The organism is Pseudomonas sp. NPDC089395, from assembly GCF_044749525.1.
Taxonomy (GTDB): Bacteria; Pseudomonadota; Gammaproteobacteria; order Pseudomonadales; family Pseudomonadaceae; genus Aquipseudomonas.
Map to the genome: position 1 here is coordinate 36,220 of NZ_JBIVID010000016.1, position 17,225 is coordinate 53,444.

General features: G+C 63.7%; 20 protein-coding genes. 11 read left to right on the forward strand and 9 right to left on the reverse strand.

Annotated features, from left to right (window positions below; genetic code table 11):
* The first annotated feature begins 145 nt into the window (after nt 1-145).
* Nucleotides 146-1,072 (forward strand): D-alanyl-D-alanine endopeptidase, encoded by a 927-nt coding sequence (gene pbpG, locus ACIPZG_RS24590; protein WP_400717712.1) that lies wholly within the window; start codon nt 146-148, stop codon nt 1,070-1,072.
* A gap of 154 nt (nt 1,073-1,226) precedes the next feature.
* Here pbpG and ACIPZG_RS24595 read toward each other — a convergent pair whose 3' ends face one another.
* A complete protein-coding gene (locus ACIPZG_RS24595) occupies nt 1,227-1,655 on the reverse strand; it encodes a hypothetical protein (protein ID WP_400717715.1) in 429 nt (142 codons plus the stop codon).
* 198 nt (nt 1,656-1,853) lie between these two features.
* Between ACIPZG_RS24595 and ACIPZG_RS24600 the strand changes: the two genes are divergently transcribed.
* The 9 genes from ACIPZG_RS24600 to ACIPZG_RS24640 all read left to right on the forward strand — a co-directional run bounded on the left by ACIPZG_RS24600 (nt 1,854) and on the right by ACIPZG_RS24640 (nt 9,416).
* Nucleotides 1,854-3,188 carry a lysine N(6)-hydroxylase/L-ornithine N(5)-oxygenase family protein gene (locus ACIPZG_RS24600; RefSeq protein ID WP_400717717.1) on the forward strand — a complete coding sequence of 445 codons (1,335 nt, stop codon included), beginning with the start codon at nt 1,854-1,856 and terminating at the stop codon, nt 3,186-3,188.
* 172 nt (nt 3,189-3,360) lie between these two features.
* Nucleotides 3,361-4,554 (forward strand): PepSY-associated TM helix domain-containing protein, encoded by a 1,194-nt coding sequence (locus tag ACIPZG_RS24605; protein ID WP_400717720.1) that lies wholly within the window; start codon nt 3,361-3,363, stop codon nt 4,552-4,554.
* A complete protein-coding gene (locus ACIPZG_RS24610) occupies nt 4,551-5,090 on the forward strand; it encodes a thiamine pyrophosphate-binding protein (RefSeq protein WP_400717722.1) in 540 nt (179 codons plus the stop codon). Before ACIPZG_RS24605 ends, ACIPZG_RS24610 begins: the two co-directional genes overlap by 4 nt.
* Nucleotides 5,087-5,407, forward strand: a complete 321-nt coding sequence (locus tag ACIPZG_RS24615; RefSeq protein WP_400717724.1) for a hypothetical protein — start codon at nt 5,087-5,089, stop codon at nt 5,405-5,407. The genes ACIPZG_RS24610 and ACIPZG_RS24615 overlap by 4 nt, the downstream gene beginning before the upstream one ends.
* 11 nt (nt 5,408-5,418) lie before the next feature.
* Nucleotides 5,419-5,988, forward strand: a complete 570-nt coding sequence (locus ACIPZG_RS24620; RefSeq protein ID WP_400717817.1) for a DUF6162 family protein — start codon at nt 5,419-5,421, stop codon at nt 5,986-5,988.
* A 17-nt stretch (nt 5,989-6,005) separates the two neighbouring features.
* Nucleotides 6,006-6,908: a metal ABC transporter substrate-binding protein gene (locus ACIPZG_RS24625; RefSeq protein ID WP_400643346.1), complete on the forward strand. Its 903-nt coding sequence runs from the start codon at nt 6,006-6,008 to the stop codon at nt 6,906-6,908.
* On the forward strand, nt 6,905-7,654 hold the full coding sequence (locus ACIPZG_RS24630) for a metal ABC transporter ATP-binding protein (RefSeq protein ID WP_400717727.1): 750 nt from the start codon (nt 6,905-6,907) through the stop codon (nt 7,652-7,654). The genes ACIPZG_RS24625 and ACIPZG_RS24630 overlap by 4 nt, the downstream gene beginning before the upstream one ends.
* Nucleotides 7,651-8,550, forward strand: a complete 900-nt coding sequence (locus ACIPZG_RS24635; RefSeq protein WP_400717729.1) for a metal ABC transporter permease — start codon at nt 7,651-7,653, stop codon at nt 8,548-8,550. Before ACIPZG_RS24630 ends, ACIPZG_RS24635 begins: the two co-directional genes overlap by 4 nt.
* Nucleotides 8,547-9,416 carry a metal ABC transporter solute-binding protein, Zn/Mn family gene (locus tag ACIPZG_RS24640; RefSeq protein ID WP_400717731.1) on the forward strand — a complete coding sequence of 290 codons (870 nt, stop codon included), beginning with the start codon at nt 8,547-8,549 and terminating at the stop codon, nt 9,414-9,416. The genes ACIPZG_RS24635 and ACIPZG_RS24640 overlap by 4 nt, the downstream gene beginning before the upstream one ends.
* A gap of 120 nt (nt 9,417-9,536) precedes the next feature.
* Here ACIPZG_RS24640 and ACIPZG_RS24645 read toward each other — a convergent pair whose 3' ends face one another.
* The 8 genes from ACIPZG_RS24645 to ACIPZG_RS24680 form a co-directional block, all read right to left on the reverse strand.
* The gene (locus ACIPZG_RS24645; protein WP_400717819.1) at nt 9,537-10,619 is read right to left on the reverse strand and encodes a DUF1615 domain-containing protein; all 1,083 of its coding nucleotides are present in this window, start codon (nt 10,617-10,619) and stop codon (nt 9,537-9,539) included.
* Nucleotides 10,616-11,167, reverse strand: a complete 552-nt coding sequence (locus ACIPZG_RS24650; protein WP_400717733.1) for a hydrolase — start codon at nt 11,165-11,167, stop codon at nt 10,616-10,618. The genes ACIPZG_RS24645 and ACIPZG_RS24650 overlap by 4 nt, the downstream gene beginning before the upstream one ends.
* Nucleotides 11,168-11,220: 53 nt before the next feature.
* Complete coding sequence (locus ACIPZG_RS24655) at nt 11,221-12,552, reverse strand: endonuclease/exonuclease/phosphatase family protein (protein ID WP_400717735.1); 1,332 nt, start codon at nt 12,550-12,552, stop codon at nt 11,221-11,223.
* Nucleotides 12,553-12,584: 32 nt separating this feature from the next.
* Nucleotides 12,585-13,514, reverse strand: coding sequence for a hypothetical protein (locus ACIPZG_RS24660; RefSeq protein ID WP_400717738.1), 930 nt, complete (start codon nt 13,512-13,514; stop codon nt 12,585-12,587).
* 76 nt (nt 13,515-13,590) lie between these two features.
* The gene (locus tag ACIPZG_RS24665) at nt 13,591-14,328 is read right to left on the reverse strand and encodes a thioesterase II family protein (protein WP_400717741.1); all 738 of its coding nucleotides are present in this window, start codon (nt 14,326-14,328) and stop codon (nt 13,591-13,593) included.
* The gene (locus ACIPZG_RS24670; RefSeq protein ID WP_400717743.1) at nt 14,325-14,546 is read right to left on the reverse strand and encodes an MbtH family protein; all 222 of its coding nucleotides are present in this window, start codon (nt 14,544-14,546) and stop codon (nt 14,325-14,327) included. Before ACIPZG_RS24670 ends, ACIPZG_RS24665 begins: the two co-directional genes overlap by 4 nt.
* A gap of 408 nt (nt 14,547-14,954) precedes the next feature.
* Nucleotides 14,955-15,356 (reverse strand): hypothetical protein, encoded by a 402-nt coding sequence (locus tag ACIPZG_RS24675; protein WP_400717746.1) that lies wholly within the window; start codon nt 15,354-15,356, stop codon nt 14,955-14,957.
* A gap of 127 nt (nt 15,357-15,483) precedes the next feature.
* A complete protein-coding gene (locus ACIPZG_RS24680; RefSeq protein ID WP_400717748.1) occupies nt 15,484-15,777 on the reverse strand; it encodes a DUF1330 domain-containing protein in 294 nt (97 codons plus the stop codon).
* Between the two features lie 78 nt (nt 15,778-15,855).
* Here ACIPZG_RS24680 and ribBA point away from each other — a divergent pair, with 78 nt between their 5' ends.
* On the forward strand, nt 15,856-16,977 hold the full coding sequence (ribBA, locus tag ACIPZG_RS24685; RefSeq protein ID WP_400717750.1) for a bifunctional 3,4-dihydroxy-2-butanone-4-phosphate synthase/GTP cyclohydrolase II: 1,122 nt from the start codon (nt 15,856-15,858) through the stop codon (nt 16,975-16,977).
* The last annotated feature ends 248 nt before the right edge of the window (nt 16,978-17,225 follow it).

The window sequence follows — 17,225 nt, forward strand, 5'->3', positions numbered from 1 at the left end:
CGTTACAGCATGAAGCTTTTTTCATTTCGACAGGCCGGTGCAACGAGCAATCGACAGCCGCTGAGCCATACTCCAGAATGCGAGCGTTTTTTGGGGGAAAACCCTTGCACAGCCAACGACATACCAACCTTTAGTGAGCCTCAACGTGAAAACATCCCTGTCCATCCTCAGCCTGCTGCTGTTGCTCACAGGAACTGCGACCCTTCCGTCGACCGCTGCTGCACAACCCCCAGCCCAGGTTCAACGCGACCCCTCCAAGCTGCACCTGGCTTCCGGCAGCGCCCTGCTGATCGACCTGAATACCAATCAAGAACTGTATTCGAGCCACGCCGACCGTGTGGTACCCATTGCTTCGGTCACCAAGCTGATGACCGCAATGGTGGTGCTGGATGCCAAGCAGCCCATGGATGACATGCTCACCATGACCATCGCCAACAACCCGGAGATGAAAGGCGTCTACTCGCGGGTGCGCCTGGGCAGCGAGCTGAACCGCCGCGAAACCTTGCTGATTACCCTGATGTCATCGGAAAACCGTGCCGCCACCACCCTGGCCAACCACTACCCCGGGGGCTATCCGGCCTTCATCAAGGCGATGAACGCCAAGGCCCGCAGCCTGGGCATGAGCCATACCCGCTATGTCGAGCCTACCGGCCTGTCGACGCTGAACGTGTCCACCGCACGTGACCTCGGCAAGCTGTTGATGGCCTCGCGCAAGTACCCGCTGTTGAGCGAGCTGTCGACCACCCGCGAGAAGACCGTTGCCTTCCGCAAGCCCAACTACACGCTGGGCTTTCGCAACACCGACCACCTGGTGAACAAGAGCAACTGGGACATCAAGCTGACCAAGACCGGCTTCACCAATGAAGCGGGCCATTGCCTGGTGCTGCTGACCCGCATGGACAACCGCCCGGTGGCCATGGTGATTCTCGACGCCTTCGGCAAGTACACCCACTTCGCCGATGCCAGCCGCATGCGTCAGTGGCTGGAAACCGGTGCCGCGAAGCCTGCGCCGGCAGTCGCCATGCAGTACAAGTCGGATCGACAGACCAAGACTCGCCTGGCGGCCGAGTAACCTGCCAACGCGGTCGTGCTGTAGGAGCGGCCTTGTGTCGCGAAAGGGCCGCGAAGCGGCCCCAGCAATATCAGCAGCGCTGCAAAAACCCTGGGGCCGCTTCGCGGCCCTTTCGTGACACAAGGCCGCTCCTACACCGATCAAGCGAGCCTGATCAGGCCTGGGTGCTGACCATCCCGCCAGCACTGCTGCCGCCCGTCGTCTGCAAGGCTTCGAGCAACTGTGCGGTCGCCTGCAAGATCTGGCCGTTGAGCGTGGCGATACTGGCCTGCTTGGCCCCCACCGCCGCCAACTTGGTCGTCTCATCCATTTTCTGCGCCATCAGTGCAGCCAGTTGCTTCTGCTCCTCGGCCAACTGCTTCTGCAGCTTCTTGATCATTTCGCGCAATTGCTTGATGTGCGCGGGCTCGCCACTGTCTTCGCTGCCCTGTGCGCTTTGCGCCTGGTCGCTTTTGCGCAACTTGGAAGTGTCGGCCTGAACGCTGGTGCCCTGCCCGCCTTCGACCTTCTGCGCCTCGCTACTGACGGCAGCCGTGGCGGCGGGTGAGGCCCCGCTGAGGGTGATCGCTGCGATACCTACCATGTGTTTGTCCCTGTGCTGAAATGGTCCTTGCGTCGACTTCCCTATCGGCAGCCCCACACAGACCTTTAGCACTGGCGACCAGCCGGCATACGGCCGATCAGTAAATTCCCCACACCTTGGCTCGTTCCAACCCATGTACCTACGCAGGAGCCGGAGTACCGGCGGGCGTCCACATTCGACCATTATGGAATCGCAGCCATGAGCCAGTCTTCGAACCCGGAAACCATCAAAGATCTGATCGGCGTGGGCTTCGGCCCGTCCAACCTGGCCTTGGCCATCGCCCTGGAAGAGCTCGCCCAGACTCAGGGCCATGCCCTCGACGCGCTGTTCATCGACAAGCAGCAGGAATACCGCTGGCACGGTGAAACCCTGGCCACCCAGAGCGAGCTGCAGATCTCCTTCCTCAAGGACCTGGTCTCGCTGCGCAACCCCACCAGCCCCTACAGCTTCGTCAATTACCTGCACCAGAAGCAGCGCCTGGCCGACTTCATCAACCTCGGCACCTTCTACCCGTGCCGATTGGAGTACAACGACTACCTGCGCTGGGCCGCCGAGCACTTCGCCACCCAAGCGGTGTACGGCGAGCAGGTACTGCGCATCGAACCTGAAGTAAAAGCCGGCCGCGTGGAGCATCTGCGCCTGGTGTCGCGCAATGCCCAGGGCCGTGAAGTCAGCCGCCGTACCCGTTCGGTAGTGGTCGGCACCGGCGGCACGCCGAAAATCCCCGAAAAATTCGGCGCGTTCAAGGACGATCCGCGCGTCTTTCACCACTCCCAGTACCTGAGCAGCCTGAACAAACTGCCCTGCACCGAGGGCAAGCCGATGCGCATTGCAGTGATTGGTTCAGGCCAGAGCGCCGCCGAGGCGTTCATCGATCTCAACGACAGCTACCCGTCGGTGAAGGTCGACATGGTGCTGCGCGGTTCGGCGCTCAAGCCGGCCGACGACAGCCCGTTCGTCAACGAGATCTTCTCCCCGGACTACACCGACCTGGTCTACAACGAGCCGGCTGACCAGCGCGCCAAGCTGCTGGGCGAGTACCACAACACCAACTACTCGGTGGTCGACCTCGACCTGATCGAGCGCATCTACGGCATCCTCTACCGCCAGAAGGTCGCCCACCAGTTCCGCCACAACGTGCTCTGCCGCCGCCAGGTGGAAGCGGTGGTGGCGACCCGCGAGGGCATCGAGCTGACCCTGCGCGACCTCGCCACCGGCCAGCAGCAAACCCACCGTTACGACGCCGTGATTCTCGCCACCGGCTACGAGCGCCGCTCGCACCGTGACCTGCTGGCGCCGTTGGTCGGCTACCTGGAAGACTTCGCGGTCGACCGCAACTACCGGGTGCTGGCCAGCCCCGAGCTGCAGGCCTCTGTCTACCTGCAAGGTTTCTGCGAGAACAGCCACGGTCTGAGCGACACCTTGCTGTCGGTACTGCCGTCGCGCGCGGCCGAGATCGGCCAGGCCCTCTACCACGACCTGTCCCACCTGCATGGCAGCCTGAAAGCGCCAGTAGCGCTCACCAGCGCCTGACCCCTCGACGCACCGCAAAAACCGGCCAGGCGCCTCGCGCTTGGCCGGTTTTTGTACTTCTTGAAACATTTGCTTTCAATTAACTACGCAGGATTTTCATTCTCATTCGTCTTTATTAATGCAGCCCCAGTGGTTGGGCCTGTGCTCGACCCTCATTTTCAGAAGACGACCGATGGCCAAATCACCGAAAAAATCCAAGTCCAGGCTGTGGTTCCTGGTCCACAGCTGGCTCGCCCTGCCGATCTGGTTCTTCGTCCTGATCGTCTGCTTCACCGGCATGCTCGCGGTAGTCAGCCAGGAAATCGTCTGGCTGGCCAACCCCGATGTACGGGCCAGCAAGCCTGACGACAGCGCCGAACGCCTGAGCTTCCAGCAGGTGCTCGATGAACTGCACAAGGCCGAACCGGACATGGTGGTGCGCACGTTGCGCCAGCCGGACGGTTCGCACTTCGCCATCAATGCCGGCGTGACCTACCCCGACGGCAGCAGCCCCACGCTTTATGTGAACCCCTACACCGGCGCGATCCAGGGCAAGGTCCCGGACTTCAACTTCGAAGCGTTCACCCGCGCCCTGCACGGCTGGTGGCTGGTGCCCTTCACCAATGGCTTCAGCTGGGGCTGGTACCTGGTGTCGTTGCTCGGCCTGCCGATGCTGGCGTCGCTGGTGACGGGGCTTGTGGTGTACAAGAAGTTCTGGAAGGGCTTCTTCAAACCGGTGCGCACCGGCCACGGCTCACGCATCTTCTGGGGTGACCTGCACCGCCTGGCGGGGGTCTGGTCGATCTGGTTCATCGCGGTCATTTCCATCACCGGCACCTGGTTCCTGATCCAGGCCATCCTGTCCGATAACCACATCTCGATTTCCAGCGAACCGATCGTGCCGGTAATCGCACGCGAAGATGTACCGCAAACCGCCGATGGCAGCCCTGCCCCACGCATCGACGTGGATGAAGCAGCGCGCCTGGCCGGCCTTGCGGTACCGGGCCTGGACATCAACTTCGTCATGCTGCCGGCCACCGCCTACAGCCATATCAGCCTGGGTGGACCCGGCTGGTATCCGCTGATGTTCCAGAGCGCCGACGTCAACCCCTATACCCGCAACGTCGACAGCCAGTTCGTGATCAGCGACCGCTCCGCCCTGGAGTTCGTCACCGAGTCCATGCGCCCGCTGCACACCGGCGATTTCGGCGGCCTGCCGGTCAAGCTGATCTGGTTCTTCTTCGGCCTGGTGCTGACCCTGATGGTGTTCAGCGGCTTGCTGATCTGGACCAAGCGCACCGCCCAGGCCACCGCCGCCGCCATCAAGCGCAGCGAACGCGCGCCGCGCAAGGCCCGTAAGGAAACCACCGTGGAGATCCCCCAATGAGCCACGCCCAGACCCTGCCCAGCAGCCCGCTCAAACAGTGGTGGCTGAAGTGGCGCTTCCACCTGAACATCCTGCTGATCCTGATCCCGCTGGGCTTCATGCCCAAGTACTTTGCCGATGCAGCGCTGTTTCGCGGCGATGCCGGCCTGGGCGTCAACCCGATCAGCGACATCCAGGTCGGCCCGTATAGCCTGGATCTTGCCGAACTGCGCAACGAAGCCCCTCGCGCCGACGGCCCGGCCGGCCACTTCAAGGCCTTCAACGCCGCCCTGTGCAAGGCCTGCATCAACGACGTCAAGGCCGTCTACCTGCGCATCGGCAAACCACGCAGCCTGCGCGCCGCCGGCACCATCTTCTTCGGCGCCCCGTACCGCATGGGCACCAACCTGCCGATACCGCCACGCACCCGGCCTGATGCAGAGGTCTGGATCACCCTCGAAGGCTGGGACGGCAGCATGCACCAGGCGTCGGTCCCCCTGGCCAAGGCGTCCCCCGCCACTGTGGCCTGGCTCGAAACACAAGGAGGCAAGAAATGAAGCACCTGATGCGCAAGCTCGCCCTGCCGCTGCTGGCCCTGGCCGCAGGCCCGGCCCTGGCCCACAACCCGATGTGCGAATGTGAAGAGGTCGCGGGAGACCAGGTCAAATGCACCGGTGGCTTCTCCGATGGCAGCGGCGCGCCGGGGGTAACCCTGGACGTGATCGGCTACGACGAGCAGGTACTGGTCGGCGGCAAGCTCGGCCAGGACTCGACCCTGACCTTCAAACGCCCCGACGGCGAGTTCTACGTGCTGTTCGACGCAGGCCCCGGGCACGTGGTGGAAGTCGACTACGCCGACATCGCACAACAATGAACGGCCCGACCCTGAGCCGTACCCAGGTGGTACGCCCCGCCGGTGCCGGGCATGAAACCCTTTATGTGCTGCTGGTCAGCCTGCTGATCGTCGCCCTCGCCACCACGGTGGTGCTGCTGCGTGGCGAACGGGAGGACGAACAGGTCATCGCCAGCCACCAGATCGACGCACGCCGTGACCTGAGCGCCGCCGAGCAAGGCATCTACACCGACCTGCGGGTGGCGTTCGACGAGATCCAGCTGCTGCGCGAAGAAACCGCCAGCATTCCCCCCGTGGGCATGCTGGCCGAGGAAGGCCTGCCACCGTTCGTGGTGGACGCCGGCAGCCAGAGCCGTGGTGGCCACCGGTGGTCGTGGTTGCCGATCGGCGCCTACCTCGGCCTGAGCAAGGCGCCGCAGGTAGCGGGCAGCTTTCTGCTGATCCTGCCGAGCGACAGCAACGGCCAGGTCGATGTCTGGCTACGCCGCGACAGCGCAGCGCTGGCCCCGGACGACCTCGGCCAGGCAGCGTTGATCGCCGCGGGCTGGCAGCAAGTGGTCAGCCATTACGACGCCGGGGTAACCCGCGAGCACCGTCACTGAACCCAAGGAATTCTTCCATGTTCCGTTCCGCCTTCGCCCTGCTGCTGGCCTGCGCCTTCCCCCTGATGGCCCTGGCCGACACCGGCAAACCCCTGCGCATTGGTATCACCCTGCACCCTTACTACAGCTACGTGAGCAACATCGTCGGCGACAAGGCCGAGGTGGTGCCGCTGATTCCGGCGGGTTTCAACCCCCATGCCTATGAACCACGGGCCGAGGACATCAAGCGCATCGGCACCCTGGATGTCGTGGTGCTCAACGGCGTCGGCCATGACGACTTCGCCGACCGCATGATCGCCGCCAGCGAAAAACCCGACATCAAGACCATCGAGGCCAACCAGAACGTGCCGCTGCTGGCGGCCACCGGCATCGCTGCCCGCGGCGCCGGCAAGGTGGTCAACCCGCACACCTTCCTGTCGATCAGCACCACCATCGCCCAAGTCAACAACATCGCCCGCGAGCTGGGCAAGCTCGACCCGGACAACGCCAAGTTCTACACGCAAAATGCCCGCGCCTATGCCAAGCGCCTGCGCGCGCTGCGCGCCGAGGCGCTGGCCAAGGTCACCGAAGCCCCGGATGCCACCTTTCGCGTGGCCACCATCCATGCCGCCTACGACTACCTGGTGCGTGACTTCGGCCTGGAAGTGACCGCAGTGGTCGAGCCGGCCCACGGGATCGAGCCGAGCCCGGCACAGCTGAAAAAGACCATCGACCAACTCAAGGCGCTGGACGTCAAGGTGATCTTCTCGGAGATGGATTTCCCGTCGGCCTACGTCGAGACCATCCAGCGCGAATCCGGCGTGCGCCTGTACCCGCTGACGCACATTTCCTATGGCGAATACACCAAGGAAAAGTACGAAGTGGAGATGAAGCGCAACCTCGACACGGTGGTGCGCGCCATCCAGGAGAACCGCGCATGACCGCCGCCGCCAACCTTGTCACGTCCAGCGGCCCGCGCATCGACTTCGCCGGCATCGACCTGACCCTGGGCCGCACGCGCATCCTCGAGCAGGTCAGTTTCAGCGTCGCCACTGGCAGCGTGCATGCCATCGTCGGGCCCAATGGCGGGGGCAAGAGTTCGCTGATCAAGACCCTGCTCGGGCAGATGCCACACCAGGGCCAACTGACCCTGCACTGGCCCGGCGAGCACCAGGTGGTCGGCTACGTGCCCCAGGCGCTGGAGTTCGACCGTGGCCTGCCGATGACTGTGGACGACTTCATGGCCGCCATGTGCCAACGCCGTCCGGGTTTCCTCGGCCTGTCGCGCCACGTGCGGCCGGCCGTCGACGCAGCGTTGGCGCGGGTGGGCATGCTCGACAAACGCAAACGGCGCATGGGTGCACTGTCTGGCGGCGAGCGCCAGCGCGTGCTGCTGGCCCAAGGTTTGATCCCGGAGCCGCAATTGCTGGTACTCGACGAGCCGATGTCGGCGCTCGACGAAGCCGGGATTCAAGTGTTCGAACAGCTGCTCAATGGCTGGCGCCAGGCCGGCACCACCGTGTTGTGGATCGAGCATGACCTGGAAGCGGTATTGCGCCTGGCCGACCGGGTCACAGGGCTGAACCGCCGGGTGCTGTTCGATGCCCCACCCGCCCAGGCCCTGACGCCCGAGCGCCTGCTCGGCCTGTTCTCCGTTCACCCGCGCAGCGAGAGCCTCGCCTCATGAGTTATGAAGCATTCCGCCAACTGGTCCAGGAATGGGCCGGCGCTGGCTACCTGCCGGAGGCGCTGGCCTACGGTTTCGTGATCAACGCGCTGCTGGCCGGGCTGATGATCGGCCCGGTGCTGGGCGGCCTGGGTACCCTGGTGGTGGTCAAGCGTTTTGCCTTCTTCTCCGAAGCCGTCGGCCATGCCGCGCTGACGGGCGTTGCCATCGGCATCCTGCTCGGCGAACCCTACACCGGCCCTTACGGCAGCCTGTTCGGCTACTGCCTGCTGTTCGGCATCCTGCTCAACTTCCTGCGTAACCGCACCGGACTGTCGCCCGATACGCTGATCGGCGTGTTCCTTTCAGTGTCCCTGGCCCTGGGCGCCAGCCTGCTGCTGATGCTGGCCGGCAAGATCAACGTGCACATCCTCGAGAACGTGCTGTTCGGCTCGGTACTGACCGTCAGTGCCCAGGACCTGGTAGTACTGGGCATCGTCGCGGTGCTGGTGCTCGCGCTGTCCCTGCCGCTGTACAACCGCATCGTGCTGGCCAGCTTCAACCCGCAGCTGGCGGCGGTGCGCGGCGTGGCGGTGAAGACCCTGGACTACCTGTTCGTGGTGCTGGTGACCCTGGTCACCGTGGCCTCGGTGAAGGTGATCGGGGCGATTCTGGTCGGAGCCTTGCTGGTGATTCCAGCGGCGGCTGCACGGCTGGTCAGCCAGTCGCTCAAGGGCTTTTTCTTCATCTCGGTGCTGATCGCCACCCTGAGCACGCTGCTGGGCATTCTGCTGCCGATCATGTTCGACCTGCCGGTGCCGTCCGGCGCCGCGATCATTCTGGTTGCGGGTATCTGCTTCGCCCTCGCCGCCCTGGCGCGCGCCCTCGTTCCACGCCTGCAAGGAAACCCGGCATGAACCTGAAACGACTGACCCTGGCCCTGGCCTTGGCCGGCCTGCCCTCGCTGGCCGCTGCCACGCAAGTGCTGACCACCCTGCCCGTCACTCACAGCCTGGCCACGGCCTTGCTCGCCGGTACGTCGGTAGCGCTCACCCGCGCCGCCCCGGCCAACCTGCCGGCCAGCCGCCAGCCTGCGTACTTCAGCAGCCGTGGTGGCGCCAGCCTGGCCAAGGCCGCGCAGCAGGCCGACGCGGTGATCGGCGTGCGTTCGATCTGGCGCGATGACCCGCTTTACCCGATGGCCAGGCGCAGCAACATCCGCATCGTCGAGATTGACGCCGCGCGCCCGGTGGACGGTGCGTTACCGGGCATCGCGGTGACCGGCGACGATGCCTACAGTGCGTACCCTTGGCTGAATCCGACCAACCTGGGGCGCATGGCCGATGTGCTGGCCAACGACCTGGAGCGCCTGGCGCCGGCCGAAAAGGTCAAAATCCAGGGCAACCTGGCGGGGCTCAAGCGTCAGTTGCTGGCGCTGACGGCCGACAGCCAGACGCAGTTGGCACAGGTCGATAACCTGTCTGTGGTGAGCTTGTCCGAGCGTCTGGGATACCTGGCCAGCGGCCTGAACCTGGATGTGGTGGAACAGCCGTTGCCGGCCGATGGCAAGTGGGATGAGGCCGCGCTCAAGGCGTTGGGCGACAACCTGAAGGAGCAGGATGTGGCGCTGGTGCTGGACCATCGGCAGCCGGAGGCGGCGGTGGCCGAGGTGATCAAGGCCAGCGGGGCGAAGCTGCTGGTGGTGGAGAGTGATCCGGAGGATGCCGTGACCGGGCTCAAGGCCAGTGTCGATCAAGTGGTTGGGGCATTGAGCGAGGGTTGATGCCGCCTTCACCGGCCCTTTCGCGGGACAAGCCCGCTCCCACAGGGACCCCACAGCCCTTGAGAGCAGTGGTGTACCTGTGGGAGCGGGCTTGTCCCGCGAAAGGGCCTGTACAGACTGCTAGCGCTTCATGCAGCGCTGATAACGCTCATCCACCCGCCCAGCAAACCACGCGGTAGTCAGCTTGCGAGTAATCTTCGGGCTCTTCAGCTCGATCCCCGGCAACACCGCCCGCGGCACCGGTTTGCCCGCGGCCGCATCGGCCAAGGCGAACACCCCGCTGTACAGCTTGCTGTCCTCGAACGCCAGGCGGTCACCCAGCTCCAGCTGGTTGCGGATCTGCGTATTGCGCAGCCCCAGCTTCACCCCCAGCTTGCGCGCCGCCTGCTCGGTGCTGCCGGGCATGATCGAGCCCGGCGCGATCAGGTCGCCATCGAGCGCCAGCTTGATCCCCGTCGCCTTGCTCAACGCCGCCTGAAACGCGGCGTTGCGGCTGGCATACCAGCCAGCATTGAAATCGGCGAAGCGGTAGAGCTGACGCTCATAAGAGGCGGGGTAACCCAACAAGTGAGCGATGCCGAAGTACATGCCACCTCGGCGAGTGAACACTTCCTGGCGAATCGTGCCTTCATAGGTGTAGGGATAGTCTTTGGCGTGTTGCTCGGCGAACTCGACGCTGACTTGCATCGGCCCGCCCGTGTGCACCGGGTTGAGCCCACCGAGCAAGGTCTTGCCCAGCGGCAAGCGGGCGGTGACTTCGTCGTAGAGCGCGCTCAGCTGTTTCTCGCTGCGTACCGCGAGCAAGCGCTGTTGGTAGGTCTGGCCGTTGCCTGAAGGGGTGTTCAACGCACCGTCGACCAGCAGGCGCGGCACATGCATCCCTGCGGCACGGCGGTCGATTTCCGCGCGGGCGATGCGGCCCAGGTTGGGCACCTGCGGGTCGGCGTTGAAGGTCGACTCCTGCTCGGTGACCGCCAGCACCGCACACAGGTTGCGCTTGCTCGGTGCGATGCGCTGGGCCTCGAACGCCTGCTGGATATCCCTGGCCCAGCCTTCGCGGTCCTTGGCCTGGGCCGGCAGCAGGCGCAACAGCTGGGCCTGCACTTTCGCAGGGTCGGCTTCGACTTCTTCTTCGCGCCGCCCGACACAACCTTGCAGCAGCGCCAGGACCGTCAGGCCCGCGGTGAGGAGCCGAGCGTTCAGGGCTGCTCACCGACCAGGTAGGTCTTGCTGATGTGGCGGAACTGGGGATGGCTGGCATTGCCCAGCAGTTCGAACAGGACCATTTCACGGGTCACCAACTGCGCGCCCGCCTGGGCCATGCGCGCCAGCCCTGCAGCCTTGTTGGCCGGGGTGCGGCTGTCGCAAGCGTCCTCGACCACGAAAACCTGCTTGCCCAGGCCCAGCAGGCCGAGCACGGTTTGCAATACACAGACATGGGTTTCCATGCCGCAGACGACCACCTGCTCGCGCGCCAGCAGGCTGTCGGGCAGGCACTGGGCAGTCACGCAGGAAAAATGGGTTTTCTCCACCACCTTGGCGCTCGGAGCAACCGCGAGCAGCTCAGGCAGCGTGTGCCCCAGGCCTTTGGGGTACTGTTCGGAAATCACTGTCGGCAATTCCAGGTCGGCGCAAGCCGCCAGCAACCAGCGTGCGCGTGCACGGGTGCCTTCGGGGTCGCTCATGGCGCCGATGAGTTTTTCCTGAATGTCGACGGCCAGCAGCGCGGCCTTCTGGTAATCGATCAACATGCTCTACCCTGCCTGAAAAGCCTAAGGCTCTCGCAGGCAGGGCACGCCGTCAATCAGTCACAGAGCATGAAGTTGAATGACACCATGCGATGGTCCGAGTCCATCAGATCCAGCACTTGTCCAGGCTCAGGTACCTGCGCCAGGTCAGAGGTAAGCGAATAGTTGAGCATGGACACCGGTCGGTTGCTCGGGTGGGTTGGGCCCTGGGCAAGCACCAGCTCGGCAATACCCTGTGGAGCGATCCAGTTCCTGCTGTCTGGATGCTCAGGTGTTGGCTCACGAGGGTCACGGTTGAAGTCGCCCAGCAAGATGAAAGGTGTATCCGTGTGCCAGACCACTTCACGCAGCACTCTCGGGCTGTTCGGGCCACCGCCAGAAATGGCATGGAAACTGTAGGCGGTCATATCGGTACGCAGCCCTGGCAAGCGAATGCGCAGCCCCAGCACCGGCCTTGGCGACAGCAGCCCCGAGGGTGACTGGGCGCCGTCGGCGATTACCGTCACGCCCGTCACGCTCACATCGCTGTTCACCATCATCGCCACGCGCACGCGTTGCCTGCCGACTTCCAGGTAATACAGCATGTAGTTCTCCGGGCGACCGGAGGTCCCGACTTCCCAGCGCCAGCGATTGACTTCATGCGCACCACCAAACTGGTCACTGACGCTGAGCTGTGCCTCATGCCGGGCAGAGGTTGGCGGCTCGCCCGCTTCCTGCAGCGCGATCACATGGTGCTGGCGAATACGATGTAGCAAATGAGCGCGGAACTTGTCGGTCTGCGTTGCCGAGGTGCCTTGCATGTTGAAGGTTGCCGCACGCAATTGAACAGGCGGGTTTGTTCCGCGCTGCCAGCCGATTATCGCCTGCACACCGGTGCCTGGGTCGTGCAGCCGTGTCCGGTGGTAACGGGTAATGCTTCCCCGCAGTTCGATGCTCGCACGCCAAGGCCCCCAGGCAGCGGTGACTGCAATCCGCAACAGGCGCAATGCATCGCTGGAATCAAGCCTCTGCGGCCCATGGTCGCTGTGCAGCCCGGACATGATCAATGCCTGATGAATGTTGTACACCCGCAGCAACACCGCCAGGCTCTGCTCACGACGTGCCGCCTGAAGTCCGGCGATGATGCCCGGCTCGTTGTACAGGCGCTGCAACAGTGTCGTCAGGCGTTGTGCTGCATCTGCCTGTTCACCCCAGTTGCTGCTGCGCATGAACTCGCTGGAGATGTGATAGCTGACATAGGCCGCCGAATGAGGCGCATCGGCCGGGGCTGTGGTCAGCAGTTGAAACAACTCACGAAAAAGGCGCTCAAGTTCGGCATTGAATTCGGTGTCGCTGAGCGAGCGCAGCAAAAGCCCGGCGCCCCCTCGAATGCGAATATTGACTGGCATGACCCACTCCTGCTTTCAAAGGCGTGATCGACTCAGACCGATGGGAAGATGAGGTTCAGTTCGCCATCCACCACTGCCGCAGCGGGGACGCCTTTGACCACCATGCCAATACTCCGGTCGACCCGGCCCAACACATTGCCGTCATAACGATAGAGGTCTAGCGTGCCCTCGACGTCTCCGTCGTGCAGATCGCCCATGCTTTGCTCGGTTGGCGCGGTCACCGACAGGGTTTGATCAGCGGATTGCAGGTTGGCGTATGCCAGCGTCAGCAGGCCATCATGCACAAACACGGCAGGCATGCAGTGGTAGGGTTTGTCGACCAAAAGTTGCCCACGGCTCCAGCCGCTGTCACCGTCGAACCTGATCAACGACAGGCCCTGTTCACTCTGGTAGAAAACATGCAGGAGCCGCTGGTAGGTACAAACGACTGGGTCCCAGAGCGAGCGTGCCAGTCTGCTCTGCCCCTCCGGATGCACATGCCCCTGACGGAGCCAGTCAATTCCTGTCGTCGAGTTGCCCCACCGTAACTCGCCGTACCCAGGCTCTCGCCAGAAAACATACAATTTGCCATTGAGCTCGGCTACGGATGGGGAGCCAAAGACATTCATGCTCAGGTTCAAATGAATCCGAATGTCCTCGCCCGATTGCCAGTGCAGTACTTTCGACCCGTTGGTACGGGTGATCGGGTTATTGGCTTCGGCACTGGTGAATACATGAATGCGGCCGTTGTAGCCATAGACTGCTGGCAATCCCGAAAGACTCGGGAACTTCAGATCGACCGGGACGCTCCAGGCACCCGTCGCGAGCCTTGAGGTCATCATCACCTCATTGCCGTCACCCAAGTAGAAGCAATACAGCACGTTACCCATGGCCAGCAGTCGACAGCCTTTGGGGGAACAAACAGGCAGGGGCAAGGAAGCATTCAACAAGCCAAGGTGGGAAACAGCGCGATGCAGCGTCATGAAGGTACCTCGCCATGATCAAGTGAGGTGCCATTAAGTCGGTGTGGCGAGCACACGTATGTCGCTGCAATCCTGGTCAGATGACAGACACCTGAGGTGCTGCTTGAAGGGCGGATTGCAAGCGCAAGGTCAATGTCTCAAGGATTGCGTCTTCCTGCTCATGAATGAAGAAATGGCCACCGGGGAACATTTCCAACGAGAAATGGCCGCAGCTTTCCTGCCTCCAGGCCAACAGTTGCGCCTCACTGGCGCGGTCAGCATCTGCTCCCAGCACATACAGCGGGCAGGACAACGCGGGCCGCTGACGATAGGCATAACGGCCACAGAGCAGGAAGTCGGCGCGCAGGATGGGCAGGGTCAGGCTCATCAGTTCGTCGTTGGCCAGCACTTCTTCCGGCGTGCCATTGAGCGCGCGCAACTCGCTTTTCAGCGCGTCATCGCTCTTCGGTTCGCGCCAGTCCTTTCCGTCATAGCCCTCACGCCGGGTTGGCGCCGCCGTCCCGCAGGCGAACAGCGCCACCGGCTCCGGGCATCCCAACGCGCGCAGCTCGTGGGCCAGCTCGAAAGCCAGCAGCGCGCCCAGGCTGTGGCCGAGCAGCGCATAGGGCGCGGCGGTGGCCAGGCGTTGTTCGGCGGCCAGTTGCCGGGCCAGGGCCTGCAGGTCGGTGTGCAACGGCTCGGCCATGCGCGCACCGCGCCCGGGCAGCTCGACCGGGTGCACCTGCAGCCAGGCCGGCAGCTTGCGCCGCCAGCGGCTGTAGACCATCGCACTGGCACCGGAATACGGCAGGCACAGCAGGTTGAGGGGGGTCACTGGGCGGCGACTTCGGCCATCTTCTGGCGCAGGCTCAGAGGGCGCATGTCGGTCCAGACTTCGTCGATGTAGGCCAGGCAGTCCTGCTTCAGGCCTTTCTTGCCCACGGCGCGCCAGCCGTTGGGAATCGCCTTGTAGTCGGGCCAGATGGAATACTGCTCTTCGTGGTTGACCACTACCTGGAACTGGATATCGTCGCGGTCGAATACGGAAGTCATTGCCTGTCTCCTTGAGTGAGGGATGCCGGTACGCGCTTGGCGTGGGAGGGCTCTCAGGTAGACGTAGGAAGATTCGGAAAAATTAGGGGCTCGATTTGAGTCTTGCGGTGGGGTTGAGATCAAGCGCCGCCCGCGCGGCGCATCGCGGATGAATCCGCTCCTACATTTGTTGCAACGTGCCACGGTCTGTCAGGCCATGATTGTCCACCATTGGCGCCCGCCCAAAATTCGAGGCGTGCCACGCGCCAACCACAAAAATCGCGTCGTACCACCAAGGCAGGCAACCATGGCCTATCAGACAAAGGCGCGTTGCAACAAATGTAGGAGCGGATTCATCCGCGATGCGCCGCGCGGGCGGCGCTCGATTTCCGCCCCACCCCAAAAAGCCCGCCGAACACCCGCCAGCCCTCACGCATCCCGTAGCAAGTCATGCGCATCCAGCAACCGAAACGCGACCTCAGGATTGCGTTCCAACCCTCGCCGAATCGCCGCCGGAATCGATTGACGGGTCTTGCGGCACAACCCAGGCTGGGCATCGAGCTCGATGACGATCCCGCGCATGGTCCGCACTTCGTTGAACCCCGGAGCAATGCGCACGCGAATGCCAAGGTTCTCGAACATCCGCACCTGCAGGCGCTGCAGGTCTTCCAGATCCTTCAAATTCTCAAGGCGTTCGACCAGGCGTTTTTCTTCCTGCCGGGTAAGCAGCAGGATGCGCTGGGCCGCTGGCGGGCTCTCGGCCAGGTTTTCTCGGCCGCAGTCGCAGGCGCCAGGGGGGCACGGTTGGCGTAGAGGTGGAGGTGTGCTCATGGGGCAAGCATAGCCTGAGCTGGCCCTATCGCCGGCAAGCCGGCTCCCACAGGTACACCACCGGTTTCAAGAACGGCGGAGTATCTGTGGGAGCTGGCTTGCCAGCGATAGGGCCATCAAGCACGGCTCAAGACTCGAACCCTTCCACAATGATCACCTCAGCCTTCGCCACCCCTTGCCGGTGGCTGCAGGCTTCCTGATACAGCTCGGACCGATAACAGGCCACCGCCTGCTCATACGAATCGAACTCGATCACCACGCTGCGCTGCGGCGTCTGCCGCCCTTCCATCGCCTCGCTACGCCCGCCCCGGGCCAGAAACCGGCCGCCAAATGCCGCAAACGCCGCCGGCGCGCGCTGGGTGTACTGCTGGTACTGCTCAGGGTCGGTCACGTCCACATGGGCGATCCAATAGGCTTTCATCCGCTGCTCTCCTGTTGCAAAACTATTTGTGTATGATGGTATACCATAAAACCACCCCCATCACAGTGAGCGTGCAGCATGGCTTTCAACACCATCGAAGAACTCCTCGAGGACTACCGGCAAGGCAAGATGGTGCTGCTGGTGGACGACGAAGACCGGGAAAACGAAGGCGACCTGCTGATCGCCGCCGAGTGCTGTGACGCCCAGGCCATCAACTTCATGGCCCGCCAAGCGCGTGGGCTGATCTGCCTGACGCTGACCGACGAACACTGCCAGCGCTTGGGCCTTGAGCAGATGGTCCCGGCGAACGGCAGCGTGTTCAGCACCGCCTTCACCGTGTCGATCGAAGCCGCCAGCGGCGTCACCACCGGTATCTCCGCCGCCGACCGGGCGCGCACCGTGGCCGCGGCGATGGCCGCCGATGCCCGCCCCGAAGACCTGGTGCAGCCCGGCCACATCTTCCCCCTGCGCGCCCGCGAAGGCGGCGTGCTGACCCGCGCCGGCCACACCGAGGCCGGTTGCGACCTGGCCCGCCTGGCCGGCTTTACCCCGGCTTCGGTGATCGTCGAGGTGCTCAACGACGACGGCACCATGGCCCGCCGCCCCGACCTTGAAGTATTCGCCGCCCAACATGGCATCAAGATCGGCACCATCGCCGACCTGATCCACTACCGCCTGAGCACCGAGCAGACCATCAAGCGCATCGGCGAGCGCGAACTGCCGACCGTGCATGGCACCTTCCGCCTGGTCACCTACGAGGATCGCATCGAAGGCGGTGTGCACATGGCCATGGTGATGGGCGATATCCGCCGCGAGCAGCCGACGCTGGTGCGCGTGCATGTGATCGACCCGCTGCGCGACCTGGTCGGGGCCGAGTACGCAGGGCCGGCCAACTGGACGTTGTGGGCGGCGCTGCAGAAGGTGGCCGAGGAAGGCGTTGGGGTGGTGGTGATCCTGGCCAACCACGAGTCCTCGCAGGCACTGCTGGAGCGGGTGCCGCAACTGACCCAGCCCGTGCGGCCGTACCAGCGTGGGCAGTCGAAGGTGTATTCGGAGGTCGGGACTGGCGCGCAGATTCTGCAGGACCTGGGCGTGGGCAAGCTGCGCCACTTGGGGCCGCCGCTCAAGTATGCGGGGCTGGCGGGGTATGAGCTGGAGGTGGTGCAGAGCATTCCGTTCGAGCCGTCCTTGGCTACCTGAATAGGCGGGGATCTTGTGGGAGCGGGCTTGTCCCGCGAAACAGGCAGCGCGGTGGATGGCACCGGCTTCGCCGGTGTTCGCGGGGCAAGCCCGCTCCCACAAGCAAAAGAGATGCTCCCACAGGGGACTGCGCAAGCCCAAAGCCCACGGAGTGATGGCCGGTCGCCTCCCCCTCTTGCGAAAAGTTTGGAATACCATAATATGATATCCCGTAGACCTTGAATTCTCAGGCCGCCGCCTAGACTCAA

Bases quoted from the DNA above. Each gene is read 5' to 3' on its own strand.
- ACIPZG_RS24595 (WP_400717715.1), bottom strand. From the start codon at position 1,655: ATGGTAGGTATCGCAGCGATCACCCTCAGCGGGGCCTCACCCGCCGCC.
- ACIPZG_RS24600 (WP_400717717.1), top strand. From the start codon at position 1,854: ATGAGCCAGTCTTCGAACCCGGAAACCATCAAAGATCTGATCGGCGTG.
- ACIPZG_RS24605 (WP_400717720.1), top strand. From the start codon at position 3,361: ATGGCCAAATCACCGAAAAAATCCAAGTCCAGGCTGTGGTTCCTGGTC.
- ACIPZG_RS24610 (WP_400717722.1), top strand. From the start codon at position 4,551: ATGAGCCACGCCCAGACCCTGCCCAGCAGCCCGCTCAAACAGTGGTGG.
- ACIPZG_RS24615 (WP_400717724.1), top strand. From the start codon at position 5,087: ATGAAGCACCTGATGCGCAAGCTCGCCCTGCCGCTGCTGGCCCTGGCC.
- ACIPZG_RS24625 (WP_400643346.1), top strand. From the start codon at position 6,006: ATGTTCCGTTCCGCCTTCGCCCTGCTGCTGGCCTGCGCCTTCCCCCTG.
- ACIPZG_RS24630 (WP_400717727.1), top strand. From the start codon at position 6,905: ATGACCGCCGCCGCCAACCTTGTCACGTCCAGCGGCCCGCGCATCGAC.
- ACIPZG_RS24635 (WP_400717729.1), top strand. From the start codon at position 7,651: ATGAGTTATGAAGCATTCCGCCAACTGGTCCAGGAATGGGCCGGCGCT.
- ACIPZG_RS24640 (WP_400717731.1), top strand. From the start codon at position 8,547: ATGAACCTGAAACGACTGACCCTGGCCCTGGCCTTGGCCGGCCTGCCC.
- ACIPZG_RS24650 (WP_400717733.1), bottom strand. From the start codon at position 11,167: ATGTTGATCGATTACCAGAAGGCCGCGCTGCTGGCCGTCGACATTCAG.
- ACIPZG_RS24655 (WP_400717735.1), bottom strand. From the start codon at position 12,552: ATGCCAGTCAATATTCGCATTCGAGGGGGCGCCGGGCTTTTGCTGCGC.
- ACIPZG_RS24660 (WP_400717738.1), bottom strand. From the start codon at position 13,514: ATGACGCTGCATCGCGCTGTTTCCCACCTTGGCTTGTTGAATGCTTCC.
- ACIPZG_RS24670 (WP_400717743.1), bottom strand. From the start codon at position 14,546: ATGACTTCCGTATTCGACCGCGACGATATCCAGTTCCAGGTAGTGGTC.
- ACIPZG_RS24675 (WP_400717746.1), bottom strand. From the start codon at position 15,356: ATGAGCACACCTCCACCTCTACGCCAACCGTGCCCCCCTGGCGCCTGC.
- ACIPZG_RS24680 (WP_400717748.1), bottom strand. From the start codon at position 15,777: ATGAAAGCCTATTGGATCGCCCATGTGGACGTGACCGACCCTGAGCAG.
- ribBA (WP_400717750.1), top strand. From the start codon at position 15,856: ATGGCTTTCAACACCATCGAAGAACTCCTCGAGGACTACCGGCAAGGC.